We start from the raw sequence: 13,255 nt of genomic DNA, 5'->3' as shown, positions 1-13,255 counted from the left end.
GCCCCTCGCCGATGATCGAACAACACCGCCTCAGCATCGCGACCCGGGGTCGCGGCACCTACGAGATCACCGACGCGGTTCAGCAACGGGTGTGCCAGAGCGCCATCGTTACTGGACTTTGCCACGTCTTCGTGCATCACACCAGTGCCTCGCTACTGCTGTGCGAGAACGCCGACCCCTCGGTCCGGCACGATCTGGAGCACTTCCTCGCCCGGCTCGCCCCCGACGGCGACCCGGTCTATACCCATGCCGCCGAGGGCCCGGACGACATGCCGGCGCACCTGCGCGCCATCCTCACCAAGATGGACCTGACCCTCCCGATCAGCGACGGACGCTGCGCGCTCGGCACCTGGCAGGGGGTCTATCTCTACGAGCACCGCACCGGCGCACAGCGGCGCCGACTCACCCTCACCCTCAACGGGGTCTGAGACGCGCTCAACGCCCGGCCAGGGCCGCGCCGTGACGGGCACGGACGGCCGCGGCGAGCTGGTGCACCGCCATGGCGTAATAGGTACTGCGGTTGTAGCGGGTGATCACCCCGAAGTTCTCGAACCCCACCCAGTACTCGGTGCCACCGCGCGCATCGAGCGCCAGCAGGCTCAGCCGCCCCCGTCCCGGCACGCCGTCGAGATCGACCCCATGGGCACGCAGCGCGGCGCGGCTGTGGGCGCTGGTGAAGCCGGTCTTGAGCGCGCCGATCCCCTGCCCCGCGCTCACCCGCACGCGCATCGTCACCGGCGCGCCGGCGCGCCAGCCGTGGGCCTTGAAATAGTGGGCGACGCTGCCGATGGCGTCGGTCGGGTCCCAGAGATCGCGCACGCCGTCGTCGTCGAAGTCGACCGCGTAACGCTGGAAGCTGGTGGGCATGAACTGTCCCAGCCCCATGGCACCGGCATAGGAGCCTTGCGGCTTGCGCGGATCGACCCCGGACTCGCGCGCCATCAGCAGGAAGGCCTCGAGTTCGCCGGTGAAGTAGTCGGCGCGGCGCGGATAGGCGAAGGCGAGCGTGGCCAGGGCATCGAGGGTGCGGGTGGTACCGACATAGCCGCCGTAGCGTGTCTCGACCCCGAGGATGGCGACGATGTACTCGGGCGGCACGCCGTAGCGCGCCCCGGCACGCTCCAGGGTGGCGGCGTGGGCGCGCCAGAAGCGCACGCCGCCGGCGATGTTGTCGGCGGTGACGAACTTGCCGCGATAGCGCGTCCAGGCCCCGTTCGGCGCCCGCTTGGCGCGCGGCGCCTGACGGTCCATCAGCTCGATGATCCACTGCTCGCGGCGCGCCTCGGAGAGCAGCCCGGCGAGCACCTCGGGGGCGAAGTCGTGCTCCCGCGCCATGCGTGCGACGAAACGCGCGGCCGCATCGCTGGCGGCGAAGTCGCCGCGCACCTCGGCGTCGGCCGCCACCGGCAGGACACCGCTGGAGAAGGGGTCGAGGGCGACGCGCTGCTGGGCGCTGGCGCTGCAGCCGGCGACCAGGACCGGCACGCAGAGGGCGAGGACGAAGGCGATGCGATGCATGGCAGACCCGGTTGATGGCTGAGGTTGAAGGAAAGGAATGGACTGGCGACCGATCGCGCCGCGGGCGCTACCGCCAATGGTATGCCAGGATCGCGCGAATACCATTCGCGTCGGCGCCGGGCGGTTCAGTCGGCCAGGGCCATCACCGCATCCATCTCGACCCCGGCCCCCTTGGGCAGGGCCGCCACCCCGACCACGGCGCGCGCCGGATAGGGCTCGGAGAAGTATTCGGTCATCACTTGGTTGACCACCGGGAAATGACCGAGATCGGTGAGGAAGACATTGAGCTTGACGATGTCGGCGAGGGTGCCGTTGGCGGCCCGGGCAACCGCCGTGAGATTGTCGAAGACCCGCCGCACCTGGGCCTCGATGTCGCCCTCGACCAGGGTCATGGTCTCGGGGACCAGCGGGATCTGGCCCGAGAGATAGACGGTATCGCCGACCCGCACCGCCTGCGAGTAGGTGCCGATGGCCTGGGGGGCCTGATCGGTGGAGATGACGCGTTTGTTCATCGAAGGACCTCAGATGCTCAGGATGGCGCCGACGGGCGTCGGGGATGGCCCACGAAGCGGCGTAAATCGTTATAATCTCAGCCTTGTCGTTCTGGGATCAACCGTCATGCCTGCGCTCTACGAATCGAACATCTCCACACTGCCGCTGCTCGGTCGCGGCAAGGTCCGGGACATCTATGCCGTCGGCGAGGATCATCTGCTGGTGGTCACCAGCGACCGCCTCTCGGCCTTCGACGTGGTGCTCCCGCAGCCGATCCCGGGCAAGGGCGAGGTGCTCACCCGGGTCTCCAACTTCTGGTTCGAGCGCACCGCCGACCTGATCCCCAATCACCTCTCCGACATCCCGGTCGAGGCGGTGATCACCGACCCCGAGACACTCGCCACGCTCGGCGAGCGCGCCATGGTGGTACGCCGCCTCAAGCCGCTGCCGGTCGAGGCGATCGTGCGCGGCTACCTGATCGGCTCGGGCTGGAAGGACTATCGCGCCACCGGCGCGGTGTGCGGCATCGCCCTGCCCCAGGGCCTGCGCCAGGCCGACCAGCTCCCGGAGGCGATCTACACCCCCTCGACCAAGGCCGAGATCGGCGATCACGACGAGAACATCGACTTCGCCCGCACCGTCGAGCTGCTCGGTCGCGAACTGGCCGAGCAGGTGCGCGACACCGCCATCGCCATCTACACCAGCTGCGCGGCCTATGCGCGCGAACGCGGCATCATCATCGCCGACACCAAGTTCGAGTTCGGACTCGACGAGGCGGGCCGGCTGCACCTGATCGACGAGGTGCTCACCCCCGACTCCTCGCGCTTCTGGCCGGCCGCCGAGTACCGCCCGGACACCAGCCCGCCGAGCTTCGACAAGCAGTTCGTGCGCGACTATCTCGAGACCCTCGACTGGGACAAGACCCCGCCGGGGCCGGAGCTGCCGCAGTCGATCATCGACCGCACCGCCGCCAAGTATCTCGAGGCCGAGCAGCGCCTGACCGGCGCCTGAGTCCGCCCTCCCCGGGGGTGATCCCACACCCCCGTCGTCCAAGCCCAGCCCCGACCAGCGGGGCACGAAAAGCTGACCTAGGCCGGTATCACACACCTTGTCGATGGCCGGGAGTCGACTAGCATTAGAATCAACGGGGCAATTGTCAGTGGCCCGTGCCCACCGATGATTCATCAGGGGGCAAGCCGTCGAACTGCACGGTGAGCGGTCGGCATCCAGGGGCGGAACACCCTCGACCAGCGTGGCGAACACGGCAGGCCAGGAGCATTGGTGGCACGAGCCGTGTCGTGTCAACGAAGAAGAGAGGGCGATGACCAGTCGAATCCGCACGATCGCGATGATGGGGCTCCCGGCCCTGCTGGTGCTCGGTGGCTGCGGGCAGCAGGATCGCATCACCTACGAGATGCACATCCAACCACTGCTGGAGACCCATTGCGTCGAGTGTCACCTGCCGGGCGGCGCGGGCGCCGAGGCCAGCGGCTTCCAGGTCGTCTCCTACGACACCCTGATGAAGGGCACCAAGTTCGGTCCAGTGGTGGTGCCGGGCGATGCGCTCTCGAGCAGCCTCTACCGTCTGCTCGCCGGCGAGGTCGATCAATCGATCCGCATGCCCCACGGCAAGGATCCACTCGCACCGGAGCAGGTCGCGCTCGTCGAGACCTGGATCGAGCAGGGCGCGCCCGAGCGCTGACCCCTCCAGTCCGGCTCGCCGCAGGCGCGCACGGGACCGGGCCTCAGGCCCCCACCCCATCTTGAGCACATGCGCCCGTCCCCACCGGACGGGCGTCTCGGGGTCCCGCGAGGGGCCCCTTCGTCAATGGAGGGATATGGATGAGACTGGCCCGCAACCTGTTTGCCATCTTCGGGGTGCTCTGTCTGCTCGCCATCGGCTATGGCGCCGCACGACTGGCGCCGATCCTCGCGACCTTCGACCCCGGCGCACCCCGGGTCTATGCCGAGTTCGGCCAGCGTCTGCTCGCGACCGGCGACCCCGGCATGGCGATGATGTGGTCGGTCCCCGTCGAAGAGGGGCTCGCGACCGAGGACGTCGTCGACTCGCTCAAGAGCCTCGCCGTCTCCAACAACCTGCTGTTCGTCGGCGAATCGCCCTTCTATCAGCAGATCGAGGCGATCACCGGCGAGCCCTATCGCTATGTCAACTTCCTCTCCTTCTGCGACGCCCGGGTCGGGCGCCAGATGCTCGAGCACCGCAACGAGTACAGCGGCTTCATGCCCTGTCGCATCGCCCTGGTCGAGGACGCCGAGGGACGGCTACACCTCTACAGCATGAACCTCGACCTGCTGATCCACGGCGGTCGCCCGCTCCCCCCGGAGCTTGAGCAGTCGGCCACGCGGGTGCGCGACATCATCTGGAGCATCATGCAGGGGGCGGCGGTCGGCGAGTTCTGATCCACGGGGACGGATTTGACCTCCATCAAGGGGCGATCGACGAGAGCGGACGAGACTGCGCCCGTCCCCGCCGTCAGTGAGACGCGGGACAGGTCCCGTCCGCCCACAGGAGATCGCCCCATGTATTGCAACCAGTGTGAACAGACCTTCCGCAACAGCGCCTGCGTGAACTCGCCCGGCACCTGCGGCAAGGACGCCGACGTACAGTCGCTGCAGGAGACCCTGCTCTACGGCCTCAAGGGGATGGCCGCCTACGCCCATCACGCACGCCGCCTCGGCCACCACGACGAGACCGTCTCGGCGTTCATCGAGGAGGCGCTGTTCGTCACCATGACCAACGTCAACTTCGACCCCGAGGCGCTGCTCGACTACTGTCTGCGCTGCGGCGAGATGAACCTGCGGGTGATGGAGCTGCTCGACGCGGCCCATGTCGAGACCTTCGGCGCCCCCGCCCCGAGCCGGGTGCGCGAGGGCACCGCGGCCGGTCCCGGCATCCTCGTCACCGGCCACGATCTGCTCGATCTCTGGGAGCTGCTGTGCCAGGTCGAGGGCACCTCGATCCGCGTCTACACCCACGGCGAGATGCTCCCCGCGCACATGTACCCGAAGTTGCGCGATCATCCCAACCTGGCCGGTCACTACGGCGGCGCCTGGCAGGATCAGAAGCGAGAGTTCGCCGCCTTCCCCGGCCCGGTACTGGCCACCACCAACTGCGTGCTGATCCCACCCGAGCAGTATCGCGACCGGCTCTACACCATCCGCGCCACCGGCGTCCCCAACGCCCGGCGTCTCCCCGATGGCGACTACTCGGCGCTGATCACCGCCGCCCTGACCTGCCCGCCCTGCCCCGAGGCGCCCGCCGGCGAATCGACCATCGGCTTCCACCGCCAGGTGCTGCTCGATCAGGCACCGACCCTCGTCGAGGCGGTCAGGTCCGGCGCGATCAGCCACTTCTTCGTCATCGGCGGCTGCGACGGTGCCGAGAAGGGGCGCAACTACTTCACCGACTACGCCCGCGCCACCCCGCCGGACTCCTTCATCCTCACCCTCGGCTGCGGCAAGTACCGCATCCGCGACCACGACTACGGCGAGCACCTGGGGCTGCCGCGGCTGCTCGACATGGGCCAGTGCAACGACGCCTATGGCGCCATCGCCGTCGCCGCCGCGCTGGCCGAGGCCTGCGATTGCGGCATCAACGACCTGCCGCTGACCCTGGTGGTGAGCTGGTTCGAGCAGAAGGCGGTGGCGGTGCTGCTGAGCCTGCTGCATCTTGGCGTGCGCGGCATCACCCTCGGCCCCAACCCGCCGGCCTTCATCACCCCCGGTGTGTTCGCGATCCTGCAGCAGCGCTACGACCTGCGCCTGACCGGCCAGGACCCCGCGGGCGATCTGGCGCGCGCGCTGGCCGCGGCCTGAGGGTCACTCCGGCCCGAGCCCAGGCTCGAGCGCGGCGAGTTCGACCAGCCGGGGGCGATCGAGCAGGGTCACATGACGCCCCTCGAGCGCGATCACACCGGCATCGACGAACTGACGCAGCGCCCGCGACAAGGTCTCGGGCTGGATCGACAGACGCGAGGCAAGCACCCCCTTGGGGACCTCCAGGCGCAGCGCGCGCCGCTCCGGCGGCAGCCGTTCGAGCAGATAGCGCGCCAGCCGACCGCTGGCGGTGTGCAGGGTGAGATGGTCGATCTCGCCGATCAGGCCACGCAGCCGCTGGCTCAGCGCCCCGAGCAGCAGGAAGCAGGTGTCGACCGATTCGCGCAGCATGGCGGCGAAGTCGGCCGCGTCGATCGCGATCAGCTCGGTCGGCGCGAGCGCGCTGGCGCACACCGGATAGCTCGGGCGGTTGAGGAACATCAGCGCTTCGGCGAAGGTCTGCCCGGGGGAGACGATCTCGATCACCTTGCGCGCGCCATCGGGCGCGAGCCGGTAGAGCTGCATCTGCCCGGCGCATACCAGGAAGAAACGCTCGGCCGCGTCGCCCTGGAGAAACAGCGACTGCTCGGCGGCCAGGGTGAGACGGGTGGTCCGCGCGGCGACCCGCTCGAGCTGCGCCGGTTCGAGCCGCGCGAGCAGGGGCGCGGCGCGCAATGACTCGATGATCTCGCGTTGCGACACTGTCCATCCCCAAGGTTTCGACCGTTCGTCGTCCATGCTAGCGCAGCCGGGCAGGCGACGCAGGCCGGGTATACTCTGGGAGACGCGCGCCGAGCGGCCGCATCCGTGGGGCGCAGCGCCAGCCGATCGCGTCCCGAACGAGAACCCCGCAACGAGACCCAGACATGCTCACGATCTTCTTTGGCGACATCAAGCACGGTCGTCTCTCCCGCCTCGCCTATCTCGGCTGTCACGCCGCCCTGATCGCCCTGCTGGTGCTGGCCAGCTTCGGCCTCGCCAAGGGGCCCGAGGACTCGGCGCTGATCGCCGACATCAAGCTGGCGGTGCTGGTCGCCATCGCCGCCGTGCTGCTGGTCGCCCAGGCCAACATCGCCGCCAAGCGCATCCGTGACGCCGGGCTGCCCGGCTGGTGGATACTGCTGTTGATCGCGCTGCTCAGCCTGATGATCGGGGCGCTGTTCGGTCACGAGCTGATCGCCGGTCTCGATCTGCTGCTGCTGCTGCTGCTACTGGTGCTGCCGACCGAGGCATTCGGTAGACGCGAGGCCTGAGCCACGCATCGCACCCGCTGGTCCGGCGCGCTACAATGGTGCCCCGACCAGCCTCGGACACCGTCCCCGATGAAAAGGCCGTCGCCCTCCCTCCTGCTCGTCCTCGCGCTCGGCGGCGCGCTGCTGCTGTGGTGGTACATCAGTCGACCCGGACCGCCCCGGGTCGAGTTGGTCGCGGTCAGCGAGGGCGCCATCGAGCGGCTGGTCGCCAACACCCGCGCCGGCACCGTCAAGGCCTGTCGGCGTGCCCGACTCGCGCCCAGCCTGGGCGGTCAGATCGCCCGTCTCGAGGTCCACGAGGGCGATCGGGTGGGCGCCGGCGAGCTGCTGCTCGAACTCTGGAACCGCGACCTCGTCGCCCGTGTCGAGCTCGCCGAGCGCGAGGCCGAAGCGGCCACGGCCCGCGCCCGCGCCGCCTGTCTGCACGCCGAGCAGGCCGGGCGCGAGGCCGAGCGCCAGCGCCGGCTCGATACCCGTGCGATGACCTCGGAGGAGGCGCTCGACCGTGCCCAGACCGCCGCCCGCGCCGGCGCAGCCGAGTGCGAGGCGGCACGCGCCAACGCCGAGGTCAGCCAGGCCCAGATCGGGGTTGCGCGTGCCGAGCTGGAGCGGACCCGGCTCGTCGCCCCCTTCGCCGGAGTGGTCGCCGAGGTCTCGGGCGAGCTCAACGAGTACGTCACCCCCTCGCCGCCGGGCATCCCCACACCCCCTGCGATCGATCTCATCGACGACGCCTGCTACTACATCTCCGCCCCCATCGACGAGGTCGACGCCGCGCGCATCGCCCTCGGGCTGGAGGCGCGGATCACCCTCGATGCATTCGGCGATCGGGTCTTCGCCGGGGTGGTGCGCCGCATCGCTCCCTATGTCTTCGACCAGGAGAAGCAGGCGCGTACCGTCGAGATCGAGGTGGTGATGACCGAACCGCCGACCGACACGCCACTGCTCGCCGGCTACAGCGCCGACGTGGAGATCGTGGTCGAGCGCCGCGAACAGGTCCTGCAACTGCCCACCGCGGCGATCCAGGCCGGCCTCACGCCAAGCGTGCTGTTGTTCGATCCGACCAGCGGACGACTGCAACGACGCGAGATCCGCATCGGGATCGAGAACTGGGAGCGCACCGAGATCCGCTCCGGTCTCGCGCCCGGCGACCGCGTGGCGCGCACGCTCGGCGGTGAGGACGTGACCGACGGCGCTCGTATCGAGCCGGCGCCATGATCGCGCTCCGGGGGATCAGTCGCAGCTTCCGTGTCGGCGAGCAGCAGGTGCGGGCTCTGCATGGGGTGGAGCTGGATATCGACACTGGCGACTATGTCGCCATCATGGGCCCGTCGGGATCGGGCAAGAGCACCCTGCTCAACATCCTCGGTCTGCTCGACCGCCCGGACCAGGGCCGCTACCGGCTCGACGACATCGAGACCACCGGCCTCGACGAGGAGGCGCGCGCTGCGCTGCGCGGCAACCGCATCGGTTTCGTCTTCCAGTCCTTCCACCTGATCCCGCGACTGAGCGCCGCGGAGAACGTCGAGCTGCCGCTGATGCTCGCCGGCATCGCACCCGCGGCGCGAGGCGAGCGAGTCGCCCAGGCGCTCGACCGGCTGGGGCTGACCGACCGCGCCGACCACCGCCCCGACCAGCTCTCCGGCGGCCAGCGCCAGCGCGTGGCGATCGCCCGGGCCACGGTGATGCAACCGGGGCTGCTGCTCGCCGACGAACCCACCGGCAACCTCGACCGACGCTCGGGCGATGAGGTGATCGCCACCCTCGAGGCGCTCAACGACCAGGGCGTCACCCTGGTGGTGGTCACCCACGACCCGGTCGTGGGCGGACGCGCCGGACGGCGCATCGACATGGAGGACGGCGGCATCCGTGCCCACTGACGGTCCACACCGAGGCCTCTGCATGGACGCACGTGCACCAGGACGGCAGGATTCGCCCCATCGCACTTCGCGATCCCAGGCAACACACCTGTACCAGGCACCCTCGCCATGCCCATGCCACTGCAGTCGCTGAAGCGCCTGCTCGAGACGCCACAGCGCTTTGCTCGGGACCCGCTGCTGTTTCGTCGCGCGCAGCTGCTCAACTTCACCCTGCTCGCCCTCATTGCAGTGATGACCATCGCCGCACTGTTCAACCTCATCGTCCTCGGCGACTCGACGCTCGCCCGGATCCAGCTGGCGATGGTGGCGACCATACTGCTGGCGCTATGGCATTTTCGCCGTCGCGCCAGCCTGCAGGGTCCGGCGTGGCTGGCCTCGTCTTGCGCCGGCGCGATGCTGCTGTACCTGATCATCCAAGCCAAGGGGGATAGCACCCCCTACCTGATGCTGTTGCTCTACCCCTTGTTCGCCTACCCGCTGCACGGCCCGCGTGCCGCCACCCTCGCCTATCTGGTCTTCGTCGCCGCCGTCCTCGCCGTCTTTGCCTACGACTGGCTGCACTGGGACGTGCTCAACCCCGCCAGGAAGCTGTTCAATACCCTGGTCACACTGGTGGTCGGCGGTGGCATCATCTACTACTACGAGCACACCCGCGAGGAGACGCTCAACCGGACACGCATCCTGTCGATGACCGACCCGCTCACCGGTCTCTGGAACCGCACCATGTTCGACGAGATGCTCGCGCGCGAGATCGCCAAGACCGGTCGTCATCAGCGCTGTTTCTCGCTGATCCTGCTCGATCTCGACCACTTCAAGCGGATCAACGACACCCTGGGACACGATGTCGGCGACGCGGTACTGCACGAGTTCGCGCGGCTGCTCGCCACACGCACGCGCGCCAGCGACAGTCTGGCGCGCTGGGGCGGCGAGGAGTTCGCGCTGATCCTGCCCGACACCTCGCGCCGTCAGGCCGAGCAGCTCGCACGCGACCTGCTCGGGACCGTCCGCGCACACCGTTTCCCCCGTGCCGGACGGGTCACCGCAAGCCTCGGGGTCGGCACCTTCTGTCCCGGCAACGACCGCGCGACCTTCTTCCGCGCAATCGATCAGGCCCTCTATCGCGCCAAGCGTCAGGGGCGCGACCGCTATGCCATGACCGAGGACGACCAGGCAGCCGACTGATGCGCCCCCGCGACACCGCCACCACCGCACTGCGCGCGCTCGTCGCCCACCCCGGCCGCGCCGCGCTGACCCTGCTGGCCGTCGCCCTCGGCTGCGCGGCGGTGGTCGTCCTGTCGGGGATCGGCGATGGCGCGCGCCGCTTCGTGCTCGACGAGTTCAGCCAGCTCGGCACCCGGCTGCTGATCGTCGTCCCCGGGCGCAACGAGACCACCGGGGGCGCACCACCCCTGCTCGGCGAGACCCCACGCGACCTCACCCTGGACGACGCCCTGGCGCTGCTGCGCGCCCCGGGGGTCGCGCGGGTCGCCCCGGTAGCGATGGGCGAGGCCCCGGTGTCGACCGGGGCGCTGGCGCGCGAGGTCGGCATCCTCGGCACCACCGCCGACTATCTCGCCATCCGCGAACTGACGCTGGCCGCCGGGCGCTTTCTGCCCGGCGCCGATCCCGGGCGCGCGGCGCCGGTGGCGGTGCTCGGCGCGACCCTGGCGCGCGAGCTGTTCGGCACCGCCAGCCCGCTCGGGCAGCGCATCCGGATCGCCGACCGGCGCTTCCGGGTGATCGGCGTGCTCGCCGGCGGCGGTGTGTCGCTGGGCACCGACATGGCCGACCTGGCACTGATCCCGGTGGCCTCGGCCCAGGCGGTGTTCGACAACCCCGGGCTGTTCCGGGTGCTGGTCCAGGGGCGAGTCGGCGCCGATCTGACGGTCACCGCCGAGCAGATCCGTGCCATCGTCCGCGACCGCCACGAGGGCGAGGACGATGTCACCGTGATCACCCAGGACGCGCTGCTCGGCACCTTCGACCAGATCCTCTCGACGCTCACCCTGGCGGTGGCGGCGATCGCTGCGATCAGCCTGGTGGTCGCCGGGGTGTTGATCATGAACGTGATGCTGGTGTCGGTCTCCCAGCGCAGCGCCGAGGTCGGGCTGCTCAAGGCGCTGGGGGCGAGTGCGGCCCAGGTGCGCGCGCTCTTCCTCACCGAGGCCCTGATACTCGGTGCGCTCGGCAGTCTCGCCGGGCTGGGGTGCGGTCACGCCCTGCTCTGGCTGATCGACCGCCAGTTCGCCGGGTTCACCCTCGCCGCACCCCTCTGGGCGAGCCTGGCGGCGGTGCTCACCGCACTGGGCAGCGCGCTGGTGTTCGGACTGCTGCCGGCACGACGGGCCGCGCGGCTCGATCCGGTCGCGGCGCTCAACGGTCGTTGAGGCACGGAACGATGCGCACCACGGACCTGATGCGTTATGCCCTGGGCGCGGTCGGCGAGCGCCCCGGTCGCAGCCTGTTGACGGTGCTCGGGATCGCCATCGGGGTCGCCGCGGTGGTGCTGCTGACGGCGATCGGCGAGGGCGTGCACCGCTTCGTGCTCGCCGAGTTCAGCCAGTTCGGCACCAACCTGATCGCCGTCTCGCCGGGACGCACCACCACCCTGGGGATGTCCGGGGCGCTGGTCTCCAACGTCCGGCCACTGAGCCTGGAGGATGCCCGTGCGCTCGCGCGTCTCCCCGAGGTCGAGGCAGTGGTCCCCGTGGTGCAGGGCAATGTCGCCGTCGAGCACGCCGGGCGCAGCCGCCGCACCACGGTGTTCGGCGCCGGTCCCGGGGTCCCCGAGATCTGGTCGATGCGGCTGGCCAGCGGTCGCTTCCTCCCCGAACGCGGCGCCAATCCGCCGGCCTTCGCGGTGCTGGGGGCGGAGCTGGCGGTGCAGCTGTTCGGCCGGCACTCGCCGCTCGGCGCCCGTATCCGCATCGGCGGCGAGCCCTATCGGGTGATCGGGGTGATGGCGCGCAAGGGCCAGATGCTCGGCTTCGACCTCGACGACACCCTCTACATCCCCGCCGAGCGGGCGCTGGCACTGTTCGACCGCGACAGCCTGATGGAGATCGACCTGCTCTACGACCGTCATGCCGACAGCGCGGTGGTGGCCGAGCGGGTGCGCACGCTGCTGATCCGTCGTCATGGCACCGAGGACTTCACCATCACCACCCAGGACCAGATGCTCGCGGTACTCGGGTCGGTGCTCGGCGCGCTGACCACGGTGGTCGGGGCGCTCGGCGCGATCTCGTTGCTGGTCGGCGGGATCGGCATCCTCACCATCATGACCATCGCCGTCGGCGAGCGTCGGCGCGAGATCGGGCTGCTGCGCGCGCTCGGCGCCGGACGCGAGCAGATCCGCTGGCTGTTCCTGCTCGAGGCGATGCTGCTGGCGCTGCTCGGCGGACTCGTCGGACTCGCCATCGGCGCACTGGTGGTGGTGCTGCTCGGGCTCGCACTGCCGGGGCTGCCGCTGCAACCGGCCTGGGACTTCGTGTTGCTGGCCGAGTGCGGCGCACTGCTGCTCGGGCTGGTCGCCGGGGTCGTCCCGGCGCTGCGCGCGGCGCGACTCGACCCGGTGCGGGCACTGCACGAGCAATGAGCCGCGCGGGTTGGACGGAAAGGGGAACTGGGGTTAGAGTCGCCGAAACACTCGGCGGTGGAGCACGATGATGCCGACCCCAGCACCCGCACAACCGCTTCGCGATCCAGCCGCAGCCCTTGCCAGCGTGGGCGGCGACGCTGAGCTCGCCCACGAGCTGTTCTGCGCCCTGCGCGCGGAGCTGCCGGCCGAACTCGAGGCGCTGCGCGCCTGTCGAGCCGAGAGCGACTGGCCGGGCCTGGCCGACTACGTCCATCAGATGCGCACGGTCATCCGCTACTGTGGCGTACCGGCACTCGATGCCGCACTCGACGCGCTCGAGCGCGCCGCTCGCATCGGTGACGCCCTGCGCATCGATCACGATATCGAGCAGGTCGCGACCCAGGCCGGACGACTGAACAGCATGCCGGATCGGGAGACGATCGAACACGGATAGAAAGCCAACCAAACCGCACTCGCCCCCCCCCGCCAGTCTCCCTCCTCGCCCGCTCCAGGTGCACCCTTTTCCGCTCCCGCCGACGCCTCAGAGGCCCCGGCGAGCCAACAGGCACGGCCCGGCAATCAGATTCTCTGATAGCGAAAACAAAGATTTAAATGAAACAAAATCCACGAGCGGGTTGATTCGTGGTGTCAGCCCTGTAGGATAAAACCCTCTTCCAGTCGGGGCCACCCCGACCATC

General features: G+C 69.7%; 15 protein-coding genes. 12 read left to right on the top strand and 3 right to left on the bottom strand.

The genetic code is table 11. The features are described from left to right. The first annotated feature begins 11 nt into the window (after nt 1-11). The gene (locus tag ACAM26_RS07130) at nt 12-428 is read left to right on the top strand and encodes a secondary thiamine-phosphate synthase enzyme YjbQ (protein WP_132230264.1); all 417 of its coding nucleotides are present in this window, start codon (nt 12-14) and stop codon (nt 426-428) included. 7 nt (nt 429-435) lie between these two features. Here ACAM26_RS07130 and mltB read toward each other — a convergent pair whose 3' ends face one another. After that, on the bottom strand, nt 436-1,518 hold the full coding sequence (mltB, locus tag ACAM26_RS07125; RefSeq protein WP_123141116.1) for a lytic murein transglycosylase B: 1,083 nt from the start codon (nt 1,516-1,518) through the stop codon (nt 436-438). Between the two features lie 125 nt (nt 1,519-1,643). Next, nucleotides 1,644-2,030 carry a RidA family protein gene (locus tag ACAM26_RS07120; protein WP_123141115.1) on the bottom strand — a complete coding sequence of 129 codons (387 nt, stop codon included), beginning with the start codon at nt 2,028-2,030 and terminating at the stop codon, nt 1,644-1,646. Between the two features lie 106 nt (nt 2,031-2,136). Here ACAM26_RS07120 and ACAM26_RS07115 point away from each other — a divergent pair, with 106 nt between their 5' ends. From ACAM26_RS07115 to hcp, 4 genes are all read left to right on the top strand, one after another. Beyond that, nucleotides 2,137-3,021 (top strand): phosphoribosylaminoimidazolesuccinocarboxamide synthase, encoded by an 885-nt coding sequence (locus tag ACAM26_RS07115; protein WP_369613353.1) that lies wholly within the window; start codon nt 2,137-2,139, stop codon nt 3,019-3,021. A gap of 310 nt (nt 3,022-3,331) precedes the next feature. Further along, the gene (locus ACAM26_RS07110; protein ID WP_123141113.1) at nt 3,332-3,712 is read left to right on the top strand and encodes a c-type cytochrome domain-containing protein; all 381 of its coding nucleotides are present in this window, start codon (nt 3,332-3,334) and stop codon (nt 3,710-3,712) included. A 140-nt stretch (nt 3,713-3,852) separates the two neighbouring features. Further along, on the top strand, nt 3,853-4,431 hold the full coding sequence (locus ACAM26_RS07105) for a DUF302 domain-containing protein (protein ID WP_123141112.1): 579 nt from the start codon (nt 3,853-3,855) through the stop codon (nt 4,429-4,431). 120 nt (nt 4,432-4,551) lie between these two features. After that, entirely contained in the window at nt 4,552-5,847 is a 1,296-nt protein-coding gene (hcp, locus tag ACAM26_RS07100) for a hydroxylamine reductase (RefSeq protein WP_369613352.1), read from the top strand. Between the two features lie 3 nt (nt 5,848-5,850). On the opposite strand, the gene ACAM26_RS07095 is transcribed toward hcp, so the two are convergent. After that, the gene (locus ACAM26_RS07095) at nt 5,851-6,549 is read right to left on the bottom strand and encodes a Crp/Fnr family transcriptional regulator (RefSeq protein WP_123141110.1); all 699 of its coding nucleotides are present in this window, start codon (nt 6,547-6,549) and stop codon (nt 5,851-5,853) included. Between the two features lie 164 nt (nt 6,550-6,713). Here ACAM26_RS07095 and ACAM26_RS07090 point away from each other — a divergent pair, with 164 nt between their 5' ends. From ACAM26_RS07090 to ACAM26_RS07060, 7 genes are all read left to right on the top strand, one after another. Then, a complete protein-coding gene (locus ACAM26_RS07090) occupies nt 6,714-7,100 on the top strand; it encodes a DUF805 domain-containing protein (RefSeq protein WP_123141109.1) in 387 nt (128 codons plus the stop codon). Between the two features lie 69 nt (nt 7,101-7,169). Beyond that, on the top strand, nt 7,170-8,318 hold the full coding sequence (locus tag ACAM26_RS07085; RefSeq protein WP_123141108.1) for an efflux RND transporter periplasmic adaptor subunit: 1,149 nt from the start codon (nt 7,170-7,172) through the stop codon (nt 8,316-8,318). Next, nucleotides 8,315-8,980 carry an ABC transporter ATP-binding protein gene (locus ACAM26_RS07080; RefSeq protein ID WP_123141107.1) on the top strand — a complete coding sequence of 222 codons (666 nt, stop codon included), beginning with the start codon at nt 8,315-8,317 and terminating at the stop codon, nt 8,978-8,980. Before ACAM26_RS07085 ends, ACAM26_RS07080 begins: the two co-directional genes overlap by 4 nt. Nucleotides 8,981-9,088: 108 nt before the next feature. Continuing rightward, nucleotides 9,089-10,162 carry a diguanylate cyclase gene (locus ACAM26_RS07075; protein ID WP_369613351.1) on the top strand — a complete coding sequence of 358 codons (1,074 nt, stop codon included), beginning with the start codon at nt 9,089-9,091 and terminating at the stop codon, nt 10,160-10,162. Continuing rightward, nucleotides 10,162-11,367, top strand: coding sequence for an ABC transporter permease (locus tag ACAM26_RS07070; protein ID WP_123141105.1), 1,206 nt, complete (start codon nt 10,162-10,164; stop codon nt 11,365-11,367). The genes ACAM26_RS07075 and ACAM26_RS07070 overlap by 1 nt, the downstream gene beginning before the upstream one ends. Nucleotides 11,368-11,378: 11 nt before the next feature. Then, entirely contained in the window at nt 11,379-12,575 is a 1,197-nt protein-coding gene (locus tag ACAM26_RS07065) for an ABC transporter permease (protein WP_369613350.1), read from the top strand. 70 nt (nt 12,576-12,645) lie between these two features. Continuing rightward, nucleotides 12,646-13,011 (top strand): Hpt domain-containing protein, encoded by a 366-nt coding sequence (locus ACAM26_RS07060; RefSeq protein WP_369613349.1) that lies wholly within the window; start codon nt 12,646-12,648, stop codon nt 13,009-13,011. Nucleotides 13,012-13,255: the final 244 nt, after the last annotated feature.

The sequence above is a fragment of the Marichromatium sp. PS1 genome (assembly GCF_041155115.1).
Classification (GTDB): domain Bacteria; phylum Pseudomonadota; class Gammaproteobacteria; order Chromatiales; family Chromatiaceae; genus Marichromatium; species Marichromatium gracile.
Note: the sequence above shows the minus strand (reverse complement) of the source record. Positions and strands in the feature narration are given on the sequence as shown.

What these genes read in the sequence shown, in the direction of transcription:
- ACAM26_RS07130 (WP_132230264.1), top strand. Translation starts at nt 12, where the DNA reads ATGATCGAACAACACCGCCTCAGCATCGCGACCCGGGGTCGCGGCACC.
- mltB (WP_123141116.1), bottom strand. Translation starts at nt 1,518, where the DNA reads ATGCATCGCATCGCCTTCGTCCTCGCCCTCTGCGTGCCGGTCCTGGTC.
- ACAM26_RS07120 (WP_123141115.1), bottom strand. Translation starts at nt 2,030, where the DNA reads ATGAACAAACGCGTCATCTCCACCGATCAGGCCCCCCAGGCCATCGGC.
- ACAM26_RS07115 (WP_369613353.1), top strand. Translation starts at nt 2,137, where the DNA reads ATGCCTGCGCTCTACGAATCGAACATCTCCACACTGCCGCTGCTCGGT.
- ACAM26_RS07110 (WP_123141113.1), top strand. Translation starts at nt 3,332, where the DNA reads ATGACCAGTCGAATCCGCACGATCGCGATGATGGGGCTCCCGGCCCTG.
- ACAM26_RS07105 (WP_123141112.1), top strand. Translation starts at nt 3,853, where the DNA reads ATGAGACTGGCCCGCAACCTGTTTGCCATCTTCGGGGTGCTCTGTCTG.
- hcp (WP_369613352.1), top strand. Translation starts at nt 4,552, where the DNA reads ATGTATTGCAACCAGTGTGAACAGACCTTCCGCAACAGCGCCTGCGTG.
- ACAM26_RS07090 (WP_123141109.1), top strand. Translation starts at nt 6,714, where the DNA reads ATGCTCACGATCTTCTTTGGCGACATCAAGCACGGTCGTCTCTCCCGC.
- ACAM26_RS07085 (WP_123141108.1), top strand. Translation starts at nt 7,170, where the DNA reads ATGAAAAGGCCGTCGCCCTCCCTCCTGCTCGTCCTCGCGCTCGGCGGC.
- ACAM26_RS07080 (WP_123141107.1), top strand. Translation starts at nt 8,315, where the DNA reads ATGATCGCGCTCCGGGGGATCAGTCGCAGCTTCCGTGTCGGCGAGCAG.
- ACAM26_RS07075 (WP_369613351.1), top strand. Translation starts at nt 9,089, where the DNA reads ATGCCCATGCCACTGCAGTCGCTGAAGCGCCTGCTCGAGACGCCACAG.
- ACAM26_RS07070 (WP_123141105.1), top strand. Translation starts at nt 10,162, where the DNA reads ATGCGCCCCCGCGACACCGCCACCACCGCACTGCGCGCGCTCGTCGCC.
- ACAM26_RS07065 (WP_369613350.1), top strand. Translation starts at nt 11,379, where the DNA reads ATGCGCACCACGGACCTGATGCGTTATGCCCTGGGCGCGGTCGGCGAG.
- ACAM26_RS07060 (WP_369613349.1), top strand. Translation starts at nt 12,646, where the DNA reads ATGCCGACCCCAGCACCCGCACAACCGCTTCGCGATCCAGCCGCAGCC.